The organism is Paenibacillus sp. FJAT-27812 (genome assembly GCF_001273905.1).
Lineage (GTDB): Bacteria > Bacillota > Bacilli > Paenibacillales > Paenibacillaceae > Pristimantibacillus.
The window spans coordinates 7,024,560-7,046,949 of record NZ_LIGH01000001.1 but is presented as its reverse complement, the minus strand read 5'-3'; the positions used below and the strand labels follow the sequence as shown (position 1 = coordinate 7,046,949).

Sequence of the window (22,390 nt, the reverse complement as noted above, 5' to 3'; positions counted from 1 at the left end):
ATACTTTAGTATCTATGCGTCAGTACCGGTTTGCCTATAAACTACTCCTAAATAGTGACGGTGGCACAGCTGTTCAAAGCCACGAGTTCATTTCATCAAACAAGGAGAGATTCCCATATGAAAGCTGTCGTTTTTCAAAGATATGGGCCGCCCGATGTCCTCGAACTAAAAGAGGTAGATAAGCCTGTTCCAAAGGATCATGAAGTGCGGATAAAAATATATGCGACTACCGCATCGGCAGGAGATTGCAGAGTTCGAAGCTTTACGCCACCACCGATGTTCAGGCTCCCCATGCGATTCGTAATGGGCTTTAGAAAACCCAGAAAACAAATACTGGGCATTGAGCTCGCCGGGGAAATTGAATCCGTTGGCAAAGCGGTCAAGCGATTTCGCGCAGGCGATCACGTATTTGCGGTTACAGGTTTCGTATTCAGTGCGTATGCCGAATATGTTTGCTTGCCTGAAACGGCCGGAATAGCTTTAAAACCGGCTAATATGTCCTGGGAGGAAGCGGCCGGGGTTCCTGTCGGAGGCCTTGCGGCGCTGCATTTTCTTAGAAAAGGGAAAATTCAGAGCGGGCAAAAGGTGCTTGTATACGGCGCATCCGGCAGCATGGGCACTTATGCAGTGCAGCTTGCTAAGCACTTCGGGGCCGAAGTGACCGGGGTGTGCAGCGGCAAAAACGTCGAGATGGTAAAAGCACTAGGCGCTGATAAGGCCATTGATTACACGAAGGAGGATTTTACGAAAAGCGGCGATACGTATGATATTATTTTTGACACGGTAGGCAAATCTCCTTTTTCCGAATGCCAAAGATCACTTAAGAAAAAAGGCTGCTATTTGATGGCTGTTATGATGCTGCCACATATTGTTCGGGGAACCTGGGCTTCAATGACCGGCAGCATGAAAGTCATTTCCGGCGTGTCTAGCGAACGTGCGGAAGATTTGTTGTTCCTCAAAGAGCTTATTGAAGCGGGCAGGTTAAAAGCGGTCATCGATAGAAGTTATCCGCTGGAACAAACGGCCGAGGCGCATCGTTACGTCGATGCTGGGCACAAGATAGGCAATGTCGTCATTACTGTGAACCATAAATAAACGATTCTAACAGGCAAGCTGGTGCGGGGATTTTAACTGCATCAGCTTTTTTTTTGCTCGTACACCATCATTATGGCTTGCTAGGTTTAAGCCTTGCCTTTATTGGACATTCTTTTATGGACAGGAACGTATGTTCCTTGAATCGAACAGGAATGGGATGATGATATGCTTGAAATGATAGAGGATATTGATGCGAAAATGATTAGCCTGCAATCGCAAATTCGAAATCGAAAATCATGCGAGCGGAATAATTTCAGTTATGAGTCGGATAACCAATATAAGATTTTAGTCTTAACTCTAGAGCTGGAGAAGTGGGAGGCGTTGATGGCGCTAATCGCTCAATATCAGAAAAAGAGAGGGACGCCGATCATCAGAAAGAGCAAGGATTTCGAGAGAACGATTCAGCTTCAAATGAAGGATGTGCCTGGATCCATTAGAAGAGAAACCTGTTTAGCGATGATTGATTACATGAAGCAGCTGGAATGGGAAATCGAGAATAAAGACGAAGCAAATGGGCTCAGTTCACTCGGCTGAGCGGGTTGTTTTTTCACTTTTTTTCGGGTTAATGTGTCATTTGAGGCCAATTCTGTGAAAATGTTAATGCTACAACTGCAATTAGCTGTGATATAATTTTGCCCAGAAGATGAATGTTGGCAGATTACACCAACAGGAAGCGCTGGGAGGTACCTATGATCAGAAAAGGAAAGCCGGTTAGCAGGCTTATAATTGCAATGGTTTTGGGATTGCTTCTGCTTTGTATCGGACCGATGTCCTTCGTCTCCGCAGGGGAAGCTGCTGCTGTGAATGATGTGACGATCAAGTTTAACGGGGAAAATGTAAAGTTGAAAGACCCGGCTTTTATGCTGGACGGAAGAATGTATGTGCCAGTGGCTCGCATAGCTGAAATATTCGGCGCCAAGTCAAGCTGGGATAACGTCAATGAGGAAGTAACGATACATACGGTTCTAAAAGATAAAATCGTGCTTGGAAACGGGGTGCCGGTCGTTTATTTCAACGAGGACCGTTACCGGATGGAAGCGGTTCCTTTCCTGTCGGAGGGCAGGCTGTATGCGCCGCTTCGCCAATTGTCGGAATTGCTGCATGCCAACGTGAATTTGAATACTGCTTCGGACGTTGTCGAACTCATAACGGTGAAGCCAGCCGTCATAACGGAAGAATACGGCTTGGAGGAAATCAGCAAGGAAACGGGCAGCAGCAAGTCTGAGCTGTTGAAGCGGAATGGACTCGACGGCAAAGCAGCGGTCAAGCCGGGAACGAAGCTTAAGGTTGTAGTTCCTTCGATATTTGATAAAGCAGCAGCACCTTATACGGAAGCAGAATTTATGCTGCTAGCCAAGATTACGATGGTTGAAGCCGGATATGAATCGTATGAGGGGCAGCTCGGCCTAGCGAATGTCATATTAAACAGGGTGAAGGATGCAAGCTTCCCTGATTCGATCCGCGACGTTATTTATTCAGGAAAGCAATTTCCGCCAGCCCATAACGGCATGCTCGATAAGAGCAAACCGAACGAAAGCGTTCTGCGTGCCGCGAAGGATGCACTGAATGGAAAAAATAACGTTGGCAACGCGGTTTATTTTTTCAATCCCGAAGTTTCCAAAGGTTCGTTTTGGTCGAGCCTTGATGTGATTACGACAATTGGTCATCATAGTTTTGCGAGATAGGAAGTCCGCTATGGCTACAAGGCCATAGCGGGCTTTTTTTTGGACAAAGATAAGCCACTTCGCTGGGACGAATATATTACGCGTCAATCCCTCATATATACATATAGAAGGGGGATAAGTAAATGTGGATTATTTTGCTATCGCTGGTCGGATGCCTCTCCGGTTTTCTTCTGTTTCGAAAAAATACTTTGCCCGTCTATGATGAGCCTTATCAGGGGCTAAGGAAATTGTCCGTCATCATTCCCGCTAGAAATGAAGAGCTAAATTTGCCTTATTTGCTGGAATCCCTTAAGTCGCAAACATTCCGCCCCTTCGAGATTATTGTTGTGGATGATTTCTCAGAGGACCGGACGAGGGAAATAGCGGAAAGCTATGGGGTCAAGGTTATTGCGGGCAGCAGCCTCCCTGATGGGTGGACGGGTAAGAGCTGGGCGGTTTGGACGGGATACAAGCATGCCTCCGGCGATGTTTACGCCTTTTTGGATGCTGACATAAGATTGGCTCCCCATGCAATGGAATCGTTGATGAAAGCGAGAGAGCGATCCGGAGGGGTTATTTCGGTCGTTCCGTTTCACCATGCGGAGAAGCTTTATGAAAAGCTCGCCATGATGATGAATATTTTAGGCATTTTTGCGTTCACATCGGTTTTTGAGAGAAGCAACCCGAAAAAAGGGCTTTATGGCTCCTGCATCGTTGCCTTAAGAGAGGATTACGAAAAAATCAAAGGCCATGAGAGCGTCAAATCCGAGGTGCTTGACGATTTGTTATTAGGATCAAAATTTATGGCAGCGGGCATCCCTGTCACCAATTTTATCGGGTATGGCCTCGTTTCCTTTCGGATGTACCCCAAAGGCATTCAAAGCGAAATCGAAGGGTTTAGCAAAGGTGCGGTCTTAAGCACCTCACAGCTAAGCCCATGGACGATTATCCCTACAGCGATATGGGTCGTTGGGCTCCTGCTATCTAGCACCGTGTTTATATTCGTGGACACTTCATGGGGAGCGCCTTTAATGATCGGATACATCCTCTATATGCTTCAATTCATTTATTTTATTAAATATGTCGGACACTTTGGGTTTTTGATTCCGGTTTTGCATGTTTTTTCTACGCTATTTTTTGTAGTCATTATGATTTATTCGATGTATCAGGTCGTTTTTCTGGGCCATGTAAAATGGAAAGGAAGGTACGTCCGAGTGAGGGGTAGGCGGGAGCAATGATCATTTTGTTGACGGCTTGTTTATTTCTGTCGGGGTCGCTTATGTTCTCGTACTGGCTCGGCCTGCTGGGCAAAAAAAATCTAAAAGCCGTTGGAGACGGCAATCCGGGTGCCTTGAACCTGTGGAAGGCCAATGGTTATAAATATGGCATAGCCGGCGTTTTGCTCGATTTTTTAAAAGGATATTTGCCGCTATTATGGATTATGGGAAGCGACTACGGGCAAGGATTTTTTATCATTCCGCTTGCGCTTGCTCCCATTGCGGGTCATGCATTCAGTCCCTTTCTGAAAGGGAAGGGCGGCAAAGCTATTGCGGTCACCTTTGGTGTGTGGAGTGCGCTTACGGGGTTCGAGGTTACTTTGGCATATGCAGTCATCTTAGCGTTGTTCATGGCTGTGAATCGCAGTATTTTCAAAAACAGGTATAAGTCCGCGCAATCGGATGGCTTGCAGGTTGTAAGCGGGATGCTGCTGCTCTCCGTTTATGTGTCAATCAGGCCGTTCCCTGCGGCTATTTTCTGGGTCTGGTTGGGCAATTTCGCCATTCTTGTCTTTAAGCACAGATTTGAATTAAAGGCTTGGCTGAAGAGGAGCTTGGGGAAAGGTAATTAAATGGCTTTGGCAGGGCGTGAAATTATGCCGGTCCGCCGGAAAGAGAAAGGGCCGCCTCAAAAGGTCGGAATTGACCTCAGAGACAGCCCTGTTTTTCTGATTATTGATTCATAGACGGCTTGTGCACCACTTTAATTGATTGGTTATAGACGAGCACGATGTACACGATGTCCAGTATAAAGATCAAAACGTACATGATCAGCAACAACACGGATTGTGGGTAAAGCATATAGCAGAGGACGGAAGCGCATACGGTACCGATCATTTTGAAATAAGCGATAGACAGCGATTGGCCTCGAAGCTCCTTGACCAGCAGCATTCTTATAAATAGAATGGACATCATCAGGTTGATGCCAAAGGCGGAATAAMCCCCCATTTTATCATGAAACTCCACCGCCATTCCGTAATGCAGCAGCAAAGCGATGACAAGCAAGGAGAAGACGGAAGCATGAAGCGTGCTTTTTGGATATAAGCCTTTGGAATAATAGAGATATTGAAACAGAATGATACAATCCAATACGAACCATATGAAGGTTACGACTTGCTGAAGCGGGTGGAATGGCATGAAAAAAGTAAATAAAAATTCCCACGTAATATTTGCGCATATGGAGGCGAGGGGCATTCCGCAGGATTGATCCTGGAACCCTTTATAAATGACAAGAATATAGACGATCGTCCAAAATAGGGCTACCCCAACTAGCAGTATTACTTTTAGCAGCAATAGATGCTCCATTTAGCAGTGATCGCATCCTTTCTTAAAAAAATTCGTCATACAAGAATATGAATTTAGCTTGTCTATGTATATGAAACAATCGATTGATGTAGACCGAAGGATAGAACGAATAAGATAAGAACCGTAATATGCCTCGCTTTTTAAGAGCTTTCTTGAAAATACTTTACCGATCGTTCTCAAAATGCTAAGATGGTTTTGGGAGGGATATGTGATGGGACGTACCAAAGCATTTGAGGAAAGCGCAGTTCTGCATAAGGCTATGCAGTTGTTTTGGGAACAAGGCTATGAGAAGACGTCTTTGAATGACCTTGTTGAACATATGGGCATCCATCGCAGAAGTATGTACGATACTTTTGGGGACAAGCATTCACTGTATTTAAAATCACTGGACCGCTATGGGCATATGGTTGGCTCCCAATTAGAAGCCGGGGCAAAAGGCGCGCAAACGGCAAGCCAAGCGATACGTTTTATTTTTGACTTTATCATTGAAGGCGGCGAGGATAGGCCGCTCGGGTGCATGTTTGTCAATTCAGCCATCGAGCTGGCAGCCCGTGATGAAGAAGTAGACGCCAAGGCCGCAAAAGGTTTTGACCATACCGAGCAGCTGCTTGTGGACATCATTCGCAGAGGACAGCAAACAGGAGAATTCACCGCTGACCACGATGCTCAGGCGCTTGCCGAACACCTGCACAATACGCTGCTGGGCTTAAGGGTCCTTGTCCGTACCACAGTCGGTAAAGAGAAGCTGCATCGCATTGCCAATTTTGCATTAGCAGCAATGGAAAAATAAAAAAAATTTTTTTCAGCAAATGAGAATGATCGTTCTCAAAAAGTTGGCCGGCTTACTCCATCGGCAATCCAGCTTTACTCCCACAAATGAAAACCTAAACTAGAGGAGACGATATACATGACAGAATCACTGAATTTAACAGGCAAAGTGGCTTTCGTAACTGGCGCCACACGGGGAATCGGATTAGAAACGGCGCGTGGACTTGGCAAGCTGGGCGCAACTGTAGTGATAGGAGCACGCGATGCGCAAAAAGGGCAGGCCACGGCAGACCAATTCAGAAAAGAAGGATTAACTGTCGAAAGCGTCAAATGTGATGTCAACAGCATAGAAGACCATGCTGCGGTATATGGCTTCTTTGAACAGAAGTATGGCAAGCTGGATATTCTCATTAACAATGCAGGCATTTTGCTGGATGAAGAGAACGTATCGGCGCAAATCATTAACCGTACAAGCACGCTGCCCGCAGAGACCCTTCGTGAAACCTTTGATGTCAATTTCTTCGCGCCAATCCAGCTGACGCAAACGTTGCTGCCGCTGATTCGCAAATCGGAGGCAGGACGAATCGTAAATCTGTCCAGCGTCTTAGGCTCGTTAACGCTGCATGCTGATCCAACGGCTCCTATTTATTCGTTCAAAACGTTTGCTTACAATGCATCGAAGACAGCATTAAACGCTTTTACGGTTCATCTGGCGCATGAGCTGAAGGATACCCCGATCAAAGTCAATTCCATTCACCCTGGTTGGGTCGTAACCGCATTAGGCGGCGACAACGCGGCAATCGATGTTGTGGAAGGCAGCCGTACCAGCATTATTGCTGCTACTTTGCCGGCTGACGGACAAACCGGTGGTTTCTTCCATCTCGATGACCAATTGCCTTGGTAATTCCTGCTTTCATATGAACTATTGCAAAAATGGTTGAACCGGCAGTCGTCGGCTCAACCATTTTTTTTATCGCGTCAAACAGGGATGTTATTTAAAACCTTCAATAAAACGGCTTGCTGCAATGGAAAGCGGCATGTTGCGCATAATCATAATACCTACTTGCGAGGGAGGTAGCTCCACTTCCAATTGGATCTCAAAAAGCGAGCCCTCCTCCAGCTCCTTGGAAACAAATTCTCGGGTGACGTAAGAGATGCCGAGTCCTTTTCGCGCAAATTCAATGAGAAGATCTACGCTTCCGACCTCAATTTCAGGCTTCAGCTCAAAGCCGTAGCCCTGGAACAATTCCGTAATGGCCATTCGTGCCCGGCTATTGCGCGAGAATAGGATGACGGGGTACTGGATTAGCTGCTCGAGCGATAGCGGCTTGTTCTTAAGCTCTGCATAACGGGCTCCGGCCACAAAACAATCCTGCAGCTGAATGCCTTCCCGCACTTCAAGCTGAGCGTCGACAATCGGCATACGAACGACGCCAAAATCAATTTTGCCTTCTTTCAAGAAAGCTATAATTTCCGGGGTAGTCCCATGAATAAGTTGAAGCTTGATGCCAGGGTGAATCTGATGAAAATCTTCTAAGTATGGCAGCAAATAATGCTTGAACAGCGAATCGCTGCCGCCGATCCTCAGCTCGCCGCTGTCCAGGTTTTTGAGCGCCGCCAGTTTTTCTTCCGCCAACGATATTAAGATTTGCGATTTTTCAATATAAGAATAAAGGATAGCGCCTTCTTGCGTCAGGGATACGCCTTTGGAGTTCCGGTAAAACAAGGTGATGCCAAAGCTGTCCTCAAGCTGTTTGATGGCATGGCTGACGCTGGGCTGGGTGATATACAGGAATTTAGCAGCCTGAGTCAGGCTTCCTGTCTTAGCAGCCCAATAAAAAACCTTATACAGCTCATAATTGTTCATAGACATGGTCTATAGCTCCTGTGAAATATATTAATTACTTGTATAGGTGATAAAAGTATTATAGTGGAACTAAGCAAAAGAAACCAGCGCTTGCAGATTGGAACGGATAAGCGCCGCTGTTCCGGTCGCCGCAAATCGTGCTGTTAGAAATAAGAGAGAAGCTATGCTGGAAGGAGTAATGAACATGGAAGCCGCAACGTTTGTCTTGTTTGGAGCGACAGGGGATTTAGCCAAAAGGAAAATTTACCCTGCCTTGTTTAATTTATTTATCGAACAAAAGCTGCCGCAATCATTTTCTGTCATTGGTCTTGGAAGAAGAGAGCTGTCTGATGAAAAATTTCAAGCAAATGTGGAGCAATCTCTTCTTAGCTTCTCTAGACGCAAAGCAAGTGATCCTGCATTATTGAAAAGCTTCTTAAGCGCCTTTCGTTACAGTGTATTGGATGTAGGAAATAAAGAGGATTACCAGAAGCTTCTGAAGCTAATTGAACAACGCGAAGAAGAGCTGGATCTTGCGCCAAATCGAATGTTTTATTTGTCCGTTGGACCAGAGTTTTTTGAAACGATCGCATTCAACATCAAGGAAAGCGGGCTAGGAACGACAACGGGATGGAAACGGCTGATGATCGAAAAACCATTTGGACATGATTTGCAATCTGCTCGGGATTTGAATGAAAAGCTGAGCAAAGCTTTTGCGGAGCATGAAATTTTTCGGATTGATCATTATCTCGGCAAACCTATGGTGCAGAAGCTTGAGGTGCTGCAGCAGACTAACCCCGTTCTTCAAGCATTATGGTCAAATCGTTACATTGCCAACGTTCAGATTACGGCTAATGAAACAGTGGGCGTTGAAGAAAGAGCGGGTTATTACGATCACGTAGGTGCGGTTAGAGACATGTTCCAAAACCATATGCTGCAATTGCTTATGATGCTGGCGATTCACCTTCCGAAAAACAGCAGCTCCGATGATGTTCGCTTTAAAAAGAAGCTGGTGATGGAATCGCTTGAGCCGCTGCAAAAAGAGGATGTAAAATCGAGCGTGATCCGCGGCCAATACGCAGCAGGCGCAATCCAAGGGAATCCGGTAGTCGGCTATACTTCCGAACCGAGCATTCCTAAAGCATCCATGAACGATACGTTTATTGCCGCTAGGCTGCAAATCGATGATGTTTTTTGGCGGGACGTTCCTTTCTATATCCGAACCGGCAAAAGAATGAAAGAAAAATCAACACGAATCGTCATCGAGTTCAAGGAGCCGTTAAAGCAGCAGTCGTCGGCAAATGACAACAAAACACCAAATCTGTTGGTGTTTGAGATTAGCCCTAATGAAGGGATAACGCTGCAATTAAATACAAGGGACCCTCAGCAAAAAGGGGAGTTCAAGCCGATAAACATCGACTTTCATACGAGCCGCAACGATGTGCCTGAAGCTTATGAAAATTTGCTGCATGATGCCTTGCACGGTGATCCTACGTTTTTTGCGCACTGGGATGAAGTGGAGCTGTCATGGAAATGGGTTCAACCGATTTTACATGCGTTTGAAGAAAATCTTGTTCCGCTTCATCTTTATTCAGCGGGAACTTACGGACCTGCTGAGTCTGATGCATTACTGGCGAGAGACGGCTACCATTGGTGGTTCGATACGCTGACTGAACAAGAAATCGATACAATAAAAGGAGAACAATATGCCTATCACACAAACGATTGACCAGCTAGCTATTGATACGATCCGCACTTTGTCTATTGATGCCATTAACAGCGCCAATTCTGGCCATCCAGGCCTGCCAATGGGGGCTGCCCCAATGGCTTATGCCCTTTGGTCCAAATTGATGAATCACAATCCAAGCCATTCCAAATGGTTTAACCGTGACCGCTTCGTTCTTTCTGCGGGCCATGGCTCTGCATTGCTTTACAGTCTCCTGCACTTGTCAGGTTATAACGTGTCCATTGAAGATTTAAAGCAGTTCCGCAAGCTTAACAGCAAAACGCCGGGGCATCCCGAATTTGGGCACACTGATGGTGTAGAAGCAACGACGGGCCCACTTGGTCAAGGCCTTGCGATGGCTGTTGGGATGGCGATGGCCGAAGCTCATCTGGCATCTAAATTTAACCAAAGCAGCTTCCCGGTTATCGATCATTATACGTACGCGCTTGTTGGCGACGGATGTTTGATGGAAGGGGTAGCTTACGAGGCGATGTCCATGGCTGGACATATGAAGCTTGGCAAATTAGTGGTCTTGTACGATTCCAATGATATCTCACTAGATGGAGAGCTAAACCTTTCCTTCGGAGAAAATATGCAAAAAAGAGCGGAATCGGCTGGATGGGAATATTTAAGGGTTGAGGACGGCAATGACGTGGCGGCAATTGCGAAAGCGATCGAAGCCGCTAAGCAAAACGATTCGCAGCCTACCATTATTGAAATCCGGACGATTATCGGCTTTGGAAGCAAGAAGGTAGCCGGAACGAACAAGGCGCACGGCAATCCGCTTGGCAAGGACGAAGCGAGGGCTACCAAGGAAGTTTATGGCTGGCAGTATGAGGAAGAGTTCACGGTTCCAGAAGAAGTCAAAGCACACTTTGAGCAGCTTAAGCATAAAGGCGAGGCAAAAGAAGAAGACTGGAACAGATTGTTAGCTTCCTATAAAGCGCAGCATCCTTCGCTTGGCGAGGAGCTGGAGCAAGTAATCGATGGGACTGTCGTATTTGAAGCCGAAGACATCCTAACGTTTGACACGTCGAAAACCGTTTCTACCCGCATAGCAAGCGGTGCTGCTATCAATCATTACATCAAATCCGTACCATCGATTTTTGGAGGCAGCGCAGATTTATCGCATTCGACGATGACGGACATTAGCGGCGATCAAACCTTTGCCGTGGAATCCTATTTGGGACGCAACATTTACTTCGGCGTTCGCGAGCATGCGATGGGCGCAGCCGGCAACGGGATGGCGCTCCATGGCGGCGTAAAACCGTTCGTCAGCACCTTCTTCGTATTCAGCGATTATTTGAGGCCGTCCATTCGGTTGGCTGCTCTGCAAAAGCTGCCTGTCATTTATGTCTTTACGCATGATTCGATTGCCGTTGGGGAAGATGGTCCAACTCATGAGCCAGTCGAGCACTTGGCAGCGCTGCGAACGATTCCAGGCCTGACGGTCATTCGGCCATCAGACGCAAATGAAACGGCAAATGCATGGGCGTATGCCTTGCAGCAAAAGCAAGGTCCGGTAGCGCTTGTGCTAAGCCGCCAAAACCTTCCCGTATATGAAGCGACGAAAGCAAACGTTGACGGGGTAGCAAAAGGCGCTTACGTGCTGGAGGAAACGAATGATCAACCGGATGTCATTCTTATCGGTACCGGATCAGAGGTTTCACTTGCGGTGAGCGCGAAGGAAGAGCTGGAGCGGGATAACCTCTCTGTACGTGTAGTTGCCATGCCGAGCAGAGAACTATTCGATCGCCAATCCGAAGATTACAAGCAGTCCGTTCTGCCTGCATCTGTTACGAAGCGGATAGCCATTGAAGCAGGTATTTCGCTTGGCTGGGAGCGTTATACGGGACCTACCGGAAAAGTATTGTCCATCGATACTTTCGGTGCATCAGGTCCTGGAAATGAAGTAATGGAGTACTTCGGTTTTTCAGTAAATAATGTGGTTCGCCTAACTAAACAATTGCTAAGCAATTAAAAAAATGGAGGTTGATCATTATGAAATTTTTTATCGATACGGCAAATGTGGAAGACATTAAAAAAGCGTACAAAATCGGCGTTTTATCCGGCGTAACAACGAATCCTTCTTTGGTTGCCAAAGAAGGAGTGAAATTCGAGGACCGCATTGCAGAAATTTTGCGAGAAGTGCCTGATGTAGAATCCGTGTCCGCTGAAGTAACGCCTGACGCACTTACAGCAGAGGAAATGATCGCGCAAGCGAACGAACTGATCAAAATCAATAACAATGACAAAAACATTACGATCAAGCTTCCAATGACGCTTGCAGGCTTAGAGGCTTGCCGTTATTTAACTAAAAAAGGCGTGAAAACAAACGTTACGCTGATCTTCACAGTGAACCAAGCGCTCCTTGCTGCTCGCGCTGGCGCCACCTATGTCTCGCCGTTTCTAGGCCGCTTGGATGACATATCGGAGGATGGCGTTCAACTAATCGTGAAGGTTGCGGAATTATTCCGTACGCATAACCTGGACGCGCAAATTATCGCTGCCTCTGTCCGCCATCCGGATCATGTGACTCGCGTAGCGATGGCGGGTGCGCATATCGCAACGATTCCGTTTTCGGTTATCGAACAAATATCCAAGCATCCACTTACGGATCAAGGGATGGAGAAATTCGCAGCCGATTGGAAAAAAACAGTTCAGCAATAAGATAGCTTGAAAGTTGAAGATGCAAATTGCAGGGAGGTAGTTACAATGACAAAACAGCAAATTGGCGTGGTCGGCTTAGCCGTAATGGGTAAAAACCTTGCCCTAAACATGGAGAGCAAAGGGTTCTCGGTTGCTTTATACAATCGTTCGCCTGAGAAAACGAATGAGCTTTTGGCAGAAGCGCCGGGCAAAAATTTCGTCGGGGCTTACAGCATCGAACAATTTGTTCAATCGCTGGAGACGCCGCGCAAAATATTAATCATGGTTAAAGCGGGCCAACCGACTGACGATACCATTAATCAGCTTGTGCCTTACCTAAGCCAAGGTGATATACTCATTGACGGCGGCAACGCGCATTTCCCGGATACGCAAAGAAGAAATAAGGATCTGCAAGCCAAAGGCTTCCGCTTTATCGGCGCAGGCATTTCCGGCGGCGAAGAAGGAGCGCTGAATGGCCCTTCGATTATGCCAGGCGGGCAAAAAGACGCTTATGAGCTGGTTGAACCGATCTTGACAGCCATATCGGCTAAAGTTAACGGCGATCCTTGCTCCACGTATATCGGTGAAGACGGTGCCGGGCATTATGTCAAAATGGTTCATAACGGCATCGAATACGGCGACATGCAGCTCATTGGCGAGGCTTATCATTTGCTCAAGGATGTATTGCACCTTGGCACAGACGAGCTGCATGACATTTTCTCGGAATGGAACCGCGGCGAGCTGGATAGCTATCTAATCGAAATAACAGCCGACATTTTCGCCAAAACGGACCCGGAAACAGGCAAACCAATGGTCGATGTTATCCTTGATTCGGCAGGGCAAAAAGGAACAGGGAAGTGGACCAGCCAAAGCGCACTGGATTTGGGCGTTCCGCTGTCCATTATTACGGAGTCGGTGTTTGCCCGGTTCATCTCCGCAATGAAAGAGGAGCGCGTAGCCGCAAGCGAGCGGTTGAACGGTCCGGCTGTACCAAGCTATGACGGCGATCCGAAGGAATTTATCGAAGCGGTACGCAAAGCGTTGTATACAAGCAAAATCGCTTCTTATGCGCAGGGCTTTGCCCAAATGAGAGCGGCCTCCGACGAGTACAAATGGAATCTCAATTATGGCAGCATTGCGATGATATTCCGCGGTGGATGTATAATCCGTGCAGCCTTCCTGCAAAATATTAAGGATGCTTATGATCGTGATCCGGCTTTGAGAAACCTGTTCTTGGACGATTATTTCAAAGGAATAGTCGAGAATTATCAAGACGCTTGGAGAGACGTTATTTCTATCGCGGTTACTAGAGGGATTCCGGTTCCTGCTTTTTCTTCCGCACTAGCTTATTATGACAGCTATCGTTCAGAGAGGCTGCCGGCTAACTTGCTGCAAGCGCAGAGGGATTATTTTGGGGCACATACCTTCGAGCGGCTTGACCAAAAGGGCAGCTTCCACTTTCAGTGGATGAAATAAGGTATGGGGGCTTCGAGCAATCATTTCAACTGATCTCATAAGATGACAACAAACAGAAACGAATCGGATAATTATAATGTGAGGAGGGTGCCCCTTTTGGGTCACCCTCTTTTGATTTTTACAGCCATAATCTTGTGATTTATCATCTTTTGAGGGGCGTAGAGGGGACGATTGGCGGAACATTCACCTCGCTCATGCATAAGCTTGGCAGCTTGCAGCCAGCCCTGTTGAAAGGAGGATATGATTTTTGCGCCGCTTACGCTGTAACTTTACCTCACCAAAAATAATCGCTGAAAGGCGTCACGTCCATTTAGCAAATTTAAGCATATAGACATGTAGGTGTTTTCCGCTGTTTAGGATATAATTGGTAAATGGCTTGGTCTACTAATTACATTCCTATTTTAAAGAGGGCAGGTGCGGTATGAAATTTAACGAATATCGTTATGAGCGTCCGGATGTAAAGGCTTTGGAGCAAAAGATCAAAGTATTATTGGAATCGTTCCAATCAGCTGAAAGCTTCGAGGAGCAGGATGCCGCAATGGCGGCATTTAATAAGCTTCGGAGTGAATTCGATACGCAGCAGCAAATTGCAAGCATTCGCCACTCTATCGATACGAACGATGATTTTTATAAAGCGGAGCAGGATTTCTTTGACGAGAACGGGCCGGTCGTGCAAGAATATTTGACAGACTATTACCGTTTGCTCGTGAATTCGAAGTTCAGGGCTCAATTGGAAAATAAGTGGGGGCGGCAGCTGTTCCAATTGGCTGAGCTGGCGCTTAAGATTTTTAGCCCGGAGATCATAGAAGACCTTCAGCGTGAAAACAAATTGACAACGGAATACGCCAAGCTGATTGCATCGGCCAAAATTTTGTTCGAAGGCGAGGAGCGGACGCTCTCGCAGCTCGCGCCATTCCAGCAGTCCACTGATCGCGAAATGCGAAGGCGAGCTTCGGAAGCATCATCCGGCTTCATGGCTGAGAACGAAGAAACGTTTGACCGCATCTATGATGATCTTGTTAAAGTACGGACAAAGATCGCAACGAAGCTTGGTTTCAGCAATTATGTCGAGCTTGGTTATGCCAGAATGTCACGTACCGACTACAACGCGGAGATGGTAGCAAACTTCCGGAAACAAGTGCTAGAGGGAATCGTTCCGGTTGCGACGAAGCTGAGGGAGCGCCAGCAAGCTAGGATCGGCGTCAGCGAGCTGTTGTATTATGACGAGAACTTCAGCTTCAAATCCGGGAATGCGACGCCGAAGGGCGATCCGGAATGGATCGTAAGCAATGGCGCGAAGATGTACGAGCAATTATCCCCGGCGACGAACGAGTTTTTCCGCTTCATGCAGGATAATGATCTCATGGATCTCGTCAGCAAGAAGGGCAAGCAAAGCGGAGGTTACTGTACCTATATTAGCGATTACGGCGCTCCTTATATTTTTTCCAACTTTAATGGGACATCAGGCGATATCGACGTGCTAACGCATGAAGCGGGCCACGCCTTCCAAGTGTACGAAAGCAGGAGCTTCGAGGTGCCGGAATACAGCTTCCCGACTTATGAGGCTTGCGAGATTCATTCGATGAGCATGGAGTTTTTTACTTGGCCGTGGATGAACCTTTTCTTCGAGGAGGATGCGGATAAATACCGGTTTGATCATCTAGCGAGCGGCTTGATCTTCCTCCCGTACGGCGTAACGGTGGATGAATTCCAGCATTATATTTATGAGAACCCGGATGCGACACCTGCCGAGCGGAAGCAGGCATGGCGGGAAATAGAGCGCAAATATTTGCCTCACCGCAATTATGCGGATAATGCCTATTTGGAGCAGGGCGGCTTCTGGCATAAGCAAGGGCATATTTTCAACACGCCATTCTACTATATCGATTACACGCTGGCTCAGATTTGTGCCTTTCAGTTCTGGAAAAAGATGCATGAGGATCGTTCCGGGGCATGGGCAGATTATTTGAAGCTTTGCCGCCTTGGCGGAAGCTTGTCTTTCACGGAGCTGGTTAGCGTCGCGGGACTAAAATCTCCGTTTGAGGACGGCTGCGTCTCATCCGTTATCGGCAGCATTTCGAACTGGCTTGACAGCGTGGACGATAAGGCGCTTTAGAAGTCAATCTTCATATCGGCCACAAAAACGTAAAGCAGCCTAATGAGCTGCTTTTTTTTTATTCGTGTTCGAAATGATTTATAGCTTATCCAAGAAATATTGGTACTCGGAAGTTGGCATTTAAGTTGATTCGGTCAAATGGTTTACACTGTTGCTCAGTAAAAGGATGTTTTCTATTCGTTGCTTGGAATGATAGCTCATTGCTAATAAATGATAGTTTGGCATAGTTAAGAGAACCGTTTTGTTTTGCACCTTGTTTCATATAAAATGAAATCACGATACTGCCTTAAAGGAGCCATCCATTGAGAAGAAAAAGCAAAAAAATAGCTAAAGGTAGCCTAATATTCATTGCTGTGCTGATTGCAGTCGGATTGATTTTTCCCACATGGACCCCGCAAATAAAAGGCGATAACAGCATAAGCTCATTAGAACAGGTTACGATCAATGGCACGGGCCATGAAGTCATGATCAGGGGAGCAGACCGGCGGAATCCGATTGTCATTTTTGTGCATGGCGGACCGGGGTGCTCCGAAATTCCTTATGTGAGGAAATATCAAGATTTGCTGGAGGAAAACTTTACAATCGTCCATTATGATCAGCGTGGAAGCGGGAAGTCGTATCATTTTTTTGAGGACTATTCCAATTTATCAACCGATTTGCTCGTAGATGATCTGCTCTCTTTGACAGATTACGTTGCAGAGAGGCTTGGACAAGAGAAGGTGCTGCTTATCGGCCATTCCTTTGGCACATACATCGGCTTGAAAGCGGCGGCCAAAGCGCCAGATAAATATATGGCTTATATTGGGATTGGGCAGGTTGCCGATACGGTGAAAAGCGAATTAGACAGCTTGAATTATACGATTGAGCAAGCAAAGCTTGCCGGTCATTTGAAAGATGCGAAGCGATTGGAGCTTCTTCGGGGGCGAGTCGAGCAAGGGGAGGCGACTACTCCCAGAAGCATGGTTCGAAAATACGGCGGAGCGGCAAGATTAATTAACGATAACATGGATTATTACAAAGGGTTTCTCTTTGAACCGGAATATAATCTGCTTGATGTGATTCGATATGTAAGAGGGATATGGGTGTCGCAGAAAAAATTATTGAAGGAAGAAGCCCAAAATAATATTACAACACTCGTTAATAAATTGGATATCCCCGCTTATTTTGTCATGGGACAATATGATTATATGACATCCGCAAATGCGGCAAAAGATTATTTTGATAGGCTGGACGCGCCTTTAAAGGATTTTGTCATTTTCAAAAAATCAGCTCATTATCCCCAGTTCGAGGAAAAAGCGTCGTTCGCGAAGTGGTTGAAAAAAATATGGGATCAGCTCACGGTCTAAGCATTTTCCTATGCTAGCATTCAACGGAATGGAGCAGCGCCGGCAGCCGCTTCGTTCAATTGAGGTTTTGCCAAGGCCGATATGGAGCTTAAGCTAGCTTCGAGCCTAGCTGCTTCACTTTATCTAGCCATTTGGCGCGTTTTTCCGGTGACGACGTTTTTACGGGCGTAATCTCTGTAATCCGTACGGGGGTGATACCGCTAAACTGCAAAATATTACGCTTCATAACATTATGGCCCGCACTTCTGTAAATCCATTTGTAGTACCAGGCTGGAGTATCCATAGTGACGATTAAGTGCGCAGATTTGCCAGTGAGGAGCTTATCCCAAAAGGCGGAATTTGTACGGTATTTGAAAGCATAACCGGGCAAAAAGACACGATCAATAAAACCTTTCAAAATGGCAGGCATCGCCCCCCACCAGGTAGGATATACGAATACGAGATGATCTGCCCAGCTTATTAATTTCTGAGATGCTATGAGATCATCCTCCAGCTCCGTTCTTTGGCGGTAACCATACTTTAGGTTTGGGTTAAACTCTATTTTGCTCAAATCAATGCTTCGTACCTCTGCATCACTGCCCGCTGCCCCTTCCATATAAGCCCCAGCTAAGGCAGAGCACAAGCTTTGCGAATCGGGATGTCCGTTAATAACGAGAATTTTTGATTTCATATCGATGTTCCTCCTCAATTAAATGCCGCTCTATCTCTTCATTTCTGTCCTTCGGAGCGGTTTGCGCTATAATATAGTGGTGTATGACTACAGTTAGCTTAGTACGAATTCCAATATAAATGAATGATCAATGACGCAAAAAAGGTTACTGATTCGCGCAAAGGAGGTTTAAAGCTTGGACAGTCAGGGTGTGGCCATATCGATGGTTTATCCGATTATGAAAACCATTGTTCATAAAGGATTTGATACGGAGCAGTATTGCAGCTACGCTTCTTTTGACGCTGGACTCTTGAGTGATGTGGAGGCTCGTATTTCTGCTGAGGAATTAGTACGGTTAATGATCGCAGCCGCCCATTACACGCAAGACGATCATTTTGGTTTGCATCAAGGCGAAATAATGGAGTTCGGGGATTTGGGCATTCTCGGCTACGTTATGATGCATTCGCGTACGATTGCCGAATCGTTAGCTGCCTACCAAAGATATAATGTGATTTTGTCCAGCGGCTTCAATTTAGAATGGGAAGTGCAAGGCGATGATCTCCTGATTCGGCTGTTTTTAGAGCATTCCGGCCAAATGTCTCGGCACTGCGTGGAGGATATGGCGAGCTCCGTGTATCGATTGATAGGCAGATTAAGCAACCGGCGTATTTTGCTGAATGAGGTTCAGTTTTCGCATGAAGCACCGTCAGATACGAGCCCCTACACGCCAGTGTTCGGAGTTATTCCTAAATTCGGCGGCGAGGACAATGTTCTGCGCATGAGCAAGGATGTGCTGTCCTATTCCGTTATGTATTCCGATTCCAAGCTGCTCGGCGTGTTTGAGGCCATCGCGCAGGAAACAAAAGATGGGCTGATGCCGGCAAGCGTGTTCTCGGAGAAGGTGATAAAGTGGATGAAAAAATGTATCCCTTCTTATTTTCCGACATTACAGCAAACGGCAGAATCGTTCGGAATCAGTACGCGGACACTTCAAAATAAGTTGAAGGAAGAATTCACGACCTACAATGACCTTTCTATCCGCGTTCGCAAGGAGCTCGCTATGGGTTATTTGAAGAAATGGGAGTATTCGGTTGGCGAGATTGCTTATGTTATGCATTTTTCGGAGCCTAGCGCTTTTCAGAGCGCATTTAAGAAGTGGACGGGACTGACGCCAGGGCAATATCGGACAAAAGTAATGAAGGAGCTTACAGAAAGATCCTCCTAGCGCTCCGCAGGACTTAATTCTGCCCGAACCCCCGCTAAGATTTCATAATCTCCATTCCATTATTCCTCTTCATCGACAACTGGAATGATCACCTTATTGGAATCGGTGCTCATCGGGGAGAGCTTGCGGCTCGGATAAACCGAAACGTACGTGGAGTGAGCCTGGTTGATAATCGTGCCCGATTCAATAAGAACCCGAACCGCATAGGTCGCGCTCGCCCGCTCTCCGGGCTTTAGATTGCCGATGAGTATGTGAAGGATAGGGCTATTTGCTGGCTGCGGCACACCGTTGCGAGAACTTGGAAGGTGAACGTTACATGCCCTTTGGTTAAAGTCGTTCCAATGTTGATGCCCGCAGACGGGTTTGAGCCGGGGAACACAAAAAAGAAGCTGTCTCCTTCCATACCGGGACTGGTTATAATCAAACCGACTGCTGCGGCTGGACGCTTGAAGTCGCATATAGGAAATGAACTCGTTTATTTACATACATACTGTATGTATGTTAATATCCGAATAAGCCATAATGATCTAAAAACAAGGGAGAGTGTGAAAATGAAATGGAACAGTTTCTATCCGGTTGTCATGACACAGACGGTAGCGGAAAGCGCGGCATTTTATCAACGCTACTTTGGTTTTGAAGTTGTATACGAGTCGGATTGGTATGTGAGCTTGCGCTCAGGCGCAGGCGATAATGGATTATCGTATGAGTTGGCACTGCTTGATGCCGGGCATCCAACGATTCCTGCTGCTTATCGCAAGAGGGCAGAGGGATTGATTCTGAACATGGAAGTTGATAATGTGAATAGTGAATACCAGCGGCTAGTCATTGACGCGAAGCTGACGTTGGAGCAGGATATTCGGGATGAGGATTTTGGGCAGCGTCATTTTATACTTTCTGATCCTAGCGGCGTATTGATAGATGTAATAGAAATGATTCCGCCTACGGAGGAAGAAGCTTCCCATTATTCGGAATCGGTGTGGCAGCAAGAGCAGTAAGGAAAGGTTAGGAAGACAGGAGAAACCAGATGAGAAGAAACAAGAAGGATACCGCAGAAACCATTCAACGGCTGCTGGAAGTTGCGCGGCAGCATTTTACTGCCCATGGTTACGCTGACTGTTCACTGGAGGAAATAGCTAAAACGGCTGAAGTGACCCGAGGCGCCGTCTATCACCATTTTGGCAGCAAAAAAGGCTTGTTCAAGGAAGTGCTGGAGCTTGTGCAGCGTGAAGTGGCTCGGCGGCTGGAAGTGGAGGCTGCGCGCAGCGACGATCTGTGGGAGCAGCTTTATGTTGGCTGCCGGGCGTTTATGACTGTGGCGACAGAGCCTGAGAACAGGCGGATCATGTTAATCGATGGCCCTGCAGTGCTTGGCTGGGAGGAATGGCGGCTGATGGATGAACAGCAGTCCATGCGTCAGTTGTATGAACAACTGGAGCTCATGCAGCAGCAAGGTTATCTTAAGGACATTCGTCTCGCGGCAGCGACGCATCTGCTGTCAGGCGCACTAAATGAAGCAGCACTCTGGCTGGCACAGATCGCGAGCTCAGCAGAGGCTGTCGAAGCGATGGAAGACTGTTTGCATACGCTGCGCAAGCTGCTGGAAGGCATTCGTTAAACGATACAGCAGCCATTAAGGATACATGTTTGGTTCAGGCTTCACTCGTTTGTGCAAGTCGGGAGATCCCCCTTAGGGATTGAACGACTTTCTCTTCAGCATATCAGAATTGTTCAGCCAGCCTATTCACATCCCCGACCTCACTTCTAACTTGCCCCTTTTTTATGCCTGACTATCCTTTCCGTTGGAGCCCACTTAAAATAGGTTGATTTTGTCAAGCATGCGACTTACACTTTAATGGTTAAAGCTGAATTGGCCATGAATAGAATGATGCTATTTTATAATGATGCCGGTAGGCTTCTATTTTGGCGAGTTCGGTTAATGAAGTTAGAGGAGGGGAATGTGTCGTGGAAAATCCTATTTATGATAGGCTGCTTCCAGCTCCAAAAAATGGCGGCTTCCATATGGACGATTATTACATTTGGTGCGGTTCTGCGATTCAAGGAGAAGATGGGAAGTATCATTTATTTGCATCAAGATGGCGCAAGGAGCTTGGCTTTGGCCCGCAATGGCTGTTTAATTGTGAAATTGTAAGAGCAGCGAGTGACACCCCGGAAGGTCCCTATCAATTTGAAGAGGTAGTATTCGAAACTCGGGACCGTTCTTATTTTGATGCGCTTAATCAGCATAACCCTTCTATTAAATATTGGAATGGCACTTATTATCTTTATTATTTCGGAACCTCTTATGGCGGTCCAATACCTGAGCCGGGAGATGAGATTTCCTCCGATCGCGTCATTGAGGTATGGAACCGCAAAAGAATTGGACTGGCTACCAGCCAATCGGTATACGGTCCTTGGGAGCGCATGGGTTCGCCTCTGCTCGAGCCGAGAACGCCTGGATATTGGGATTGTACCATTACGACAAATCCTTCGGCAGCTATTCTGCCGGACGGAACCACCTATATGATATACAAATCACGTGAGTATGCTGGGGCGCCGCTGCAGCTCGGAATTGTGAAAGCGCCTCATCCTGCGGGTCCGTTTGAACGATTGAGCGATTCTCCGATATTCAAGTTTGACAATGAGGATTTTCATGTCGAGGACCCTTACCTTTGGTACGCCGATGGGTTGTTTCACGTGATTATGAAGGATGATTACAAAAATAACAGCGGCGGACTTACCGGCGAGTGGGGAGCTGGCGTCTACGCCACAAGCGAGGATTGCATCCATTGGAGCCTGCACCCTAGTCCATTGTCTTATACGCGCAGCGTGACATGGGATGACGGGACAACAACCCTGCAATGCAATCTGGAGAGGCCGAATCTCTTATTTCACGACGGGAAACCAACCCATCTGTTTCTTGCGACCGGAAATGGCAAAGGGCCATGGGAGTTTGAAGGGGTAACCTGGAACATGGTGGTTCCTTTAAAATAATAATGATCATGCAGCTGTTCTGTTAAAATAAGCCTCCGGCAAATTGGTCAAGACCCCATATAGCGGACACTGAATAAAAGACCCTACCTAACAAGCTGGAGCCGGTACTGAATCGGAGCCAGCTTGTTTAGTTTTCTTTGCGGACGCTTGTTGTTGTAAAAGTGTATATATTCTTCAATTCGGCTTTGTGCTTCTTCTACAGATCGAATATCATAAGGGTAGAGTGCTTCTGTCTTCAAATGCGAGAAGAAGCTCTC

General features: G+C 46.8%; 22 protein-coding genes. 17 read left to right on the top strand and 5 right to left on the bottom strand.

Going from position 1 to position 22,390, the window contains the following annotated elements:
* Positions 1–117: 117 nt before the first annotated feature.
* The 5 genes from ADU23_RS30375 to ADU23_RS30355 all read left to right on the top strand — a co-directional run bounded on the left by ADU23_RS30375 (position 118) and on the right by ADU23_RS30355 (position 4,608).
* Positions 118–1,095 (top strand): NAD(P)-dependent alcohol dehydrogenase, encoded by a 978-nt coding sequence (locus ADU23_RS30375; RefSeq protein WP_053377181.1) that lies wholly within the window; start codon positions 118–120, stop codon positions 1,093–1,095.
* Between the two features lie 165 nt (positions 1,096–1,260).
* Positions 1,261–1,629, top strand: a complete 369-nt coding sequence (locus tag ADU23_RS30370; protein ID WP_053377180.1) for a hypothetical protein — start codon at positions 1,261–1,263, stop codon at positions 1,627–1,629.
* Between the two features lie 155 nt (positions 1,630–1,784).
* Complete coding sequence (locus ADU23_RS30365; RefSeq protein WP_053377179.1) at positions 1,785–2,780, top strand: cell wall hydrolase; 996 nt, start codon at positions 1,785–1,787, stop codon at positions 2,778–2,780.
* Between the two features lie 122 nt (positions 2,781–2,902).
* On the top strand, positions 2,903–3,997 hold the full coding sequence (locus ADU23_RS30360; protein WP_053377178.1) for a glycosyltransferase family 2 protein: 1,095 nt from the start codon (positions 2,903–2,905) through the stop codon (positions 3,995–3,997).
* On the top strand, positions 3,994–4,608 hold the full coding sequence (locus tag ADU23_RS30355) for a glycerol-3-phosphate acyltransferase (protein ID WP_053377177.1): 615 nt from the start codon (positions 3,994–3,996) through the stop codon (positions 4,606–4,608). Before ADU23_RS30360 ends, ADU23_RS30355 begins: the two co-directional genes overlap by 4 nt.
* Before the next feature lie 100 nt (positions 4,609–4,708).
* On the opposite strand, the gene ADU23_RS30350 is transcribed toward ADU23_RS30355, so the two are convergent.
* On the bottom strand, positions 4,709–5,341 hold the full coding sequence (locus ADU23_RS30350; RefSeq protein WP_053377176.1) for a transmembrane-type terpene cyclase: 633 nt from the start codon (positions 5,339–5,341) through the stop codon (positions 4,709–4,711).
* A 211-nt stretch (positions 5,342–5,552) separates the two neighbouring features.
* On the opposite strand from ADU23_RS30350, the gene ADU23_RS30345 reads away from it, so the two are divergent.
* Positions 5,553–6,131 carry a TetR/AcrR family transcriptional regulator gene (locus ADU23_RS30345; protein ID WP_053377175.1) on the top strand — a complete coding sequence of 193 codons (579 nt, stop codon included), beginning with the start codon at positions 5,553–5,555 and terminating at the stop codon, positions 6,129–6,131.
* Between the two features lie 117 nt (positions 6,132–6,248).
* Complete coding sequence (locus ADU23_RS30340; RefSeq protein WP_053377174.1) at positions 6,249–7,013, top strand: SDR family oxidoreductase; 765 nt, start codon at positions 6,249–6,251, stop codon at positions 7,011–7,013.
* An 87-nt stretch (positions 7,014–7,100) separates the two neighbouring features.
* On the opposite strand, the gene ADU23_RS30335 is transcribed toward ADU23_RS30340, so the two are convergent.
* Entirely contained in the window at positions 7,101–7,982 is an 882-nt protein-coding gene (locus ADU23_RS30335) for a LysR family transcriptional regulator (RefSeq protein WP_053377173.1), read from the bottom strand.
* Between the two features lie 178 nt (positions 7,983–8,160).
* Here ADU23_RS30335 and zwf point away from each other — a divergent pair, with 178 nt between their 5' ends.
* From zwf to ADU23_RS30305, 6 genes are all read left to right on the top strand, one after another.
* Positions 8,161–9,684, top strand: a complete 1,524-nt coding sequence (gene zwf / locus ADU23_RS30330) for a glucose-6-phosphate dehydrogenase (protein WP_053377915.1) — start codon at positions 8,161–8,163, stop codon at positions 9,682–9,684.
* A complete protein-coding gene (tkt, locus tag ADU23_RS30325) occupies positions 9,668–11,662 on the top strand; it encodes a transketolase (protein ID WP_053377914.1) in 1,995 nt (664 codons plus the stop codon). The genes zwf and tkt overlap by 17 nt, the downstream gene beginning before the upstream one ends.
* Positions 11,663–11,682: 20 nt before the next feature.
* On the top strand, positions 11,683–12,351 hold the full coding sequence (fsa, locus tag ADU23_RS30320; RefSeq protein ID WP_053377172.1) for a fructose-6-phosphate aldolase: 669 nt from the start codon (positions 11,683–11,685) through the stop codon (positions 12,349–12,351).
* Positions 12,352–12,396: 45 nt separating this feature from the next.
* Positions 12,397–13,806 (top strand): NADP-dependent phosphogluconate dehydrogenase, encoded by a 1,410-nt coding sequence (gene gndA / locus ADU23_RS30315; protein ID WP_053377171.1) that lies wholly within the window; start codon positions 12,397–12,399, stop codon positions 13,804–13,806.
* 421 nt (positions 13,807–14,227) lie between these two features.
* On the top strand, positions 14,228–15,922 hold the full coding sequence (locus tag ADU23_RS30310) for a M3 family oligoendopeptidase (RefSeq protein ID WP_053377170.1): 1,695 nt from the start codon (positions 14,228–14,230) through the stop codon (positions 15,920–15,922).
* 302 nt (positions 15,923–16,224) lie between these two features.
* A complete protein-coding gene (locus ADU23_RS30305) occupies positions 16,225–17,268 on the top strand; it encodes an alpha/beta fold hydrolase (RefSeq protein WP_053377169.1) in 1,044 nt (347 codons plus the stop codon).
* An 88-nt stretch (positions 17,269–17,356) separates the two neighbouring features.
* Here the strand turns inward: ADU23_RS30305 and ADU23_RS30300 are convergent, their stop codons facing one another.
* Positions 17,357–17,938, bottom strand: a complete 582-nt coding sequence (locus ADU23_RS30300) for an NAD(P)H-dependent oxidoreductase (protein WP_053377168.1) — start codon at positions 17,936–17,938, stop codon at positions 17,357–17,359.
* Positions 17,939–18,113: 175 nt separating this feature from the next.
* Between ADU23_RS30300 and ADU23_RS30295 the strand changes: the two genes are divergently transcribed.
* Complete coding sequence (locus ADU23_RS30295; protein ID WP_053377167.1) at positions 18,114–19,142, top strand: AraC family transcriptional regulator; 1,029 nt, start codon at positions 18,114–18,116, stop codon at positions 19,140–19,142.
* Between the two features lie 59 nt (positions 19,143–19,201).
* Here the strand turns inward: ADU23_RS30295 and ADU23_RS30290 are convergent, their stop codons facing one another.
* Complete coding sequence (locus ADU23_RS30290; protein WP_053377166.1) at positions 19,202–19,426, bottom strand: hypothetical protein; 225 nt, start codon at positions 19,424–19,426, stop codon at positions 19,202–19,204.
* A gap of 267 nt (positions 19,427–19,693) precedes the next feature.
* On the opposite strand from ADU23_RS30290, the gene ADU23_RS30285 reads away from it, so the two are divergent.
* The 3 genes from ADU23_RS30285 to ADU23_RS30275 all read left to right on the top strand — a co-directional run bounded on the left by ADU23_RS30285 (position 19,694) and on the right by ADU23_RS30275 (position 22,133).
* The gene (locus ADU23_RS30285) at positions 19,694–20,137 is read left to right on the top strand and encodes a VOC family protein (RefSeq protein WP_053377165.1); all 444 of its coding nucleotides are present in this window, start codon (positions 19,694–19,696) and stop codon (positions 20,135–20,137) included.
* A gap of 29 nt (positions 20,138–20,166) precedes the next feature.
* On the top strand, positions 20,167–20,757 hold the full coding sequence (locus ADU23_RS30280) for a TetR/AcrR family transcriptional regulator (RefSeq protein WP_053377164.1): 591 nt from the start codon (positions 20,167–20,169) through the stop codon (positions 20,755–20,757).
* Positions 20,758–21,104: 347 nt separating this feature from the next.
* Positions 21,105–22,133 (top strand): glycoside hydrolase family protein, encoded by a 1,029-nt coding sequence (locus tag ADU23_RS30275; RefSeq protein WP_053377163.1) that lies wholly within the window; start codon positions 21,105–21,107, stop codon positions 22,131–22,133.
* A gap of 83 nt (positions 22,134–22,216) precedes the next feature.
* On the opposite strand, the gene ADU23_RS32540 is transcribed toward ADU23_RS30275, so the two are convergent.
* A partial coding sequence (locus ADU23_RS32540) for an IS3 family transposase (RefSeq protein WP_157266115.1) occupies positions 22,217–22,390 on the bottom strand: 174 nt, incomplete at its 5' end.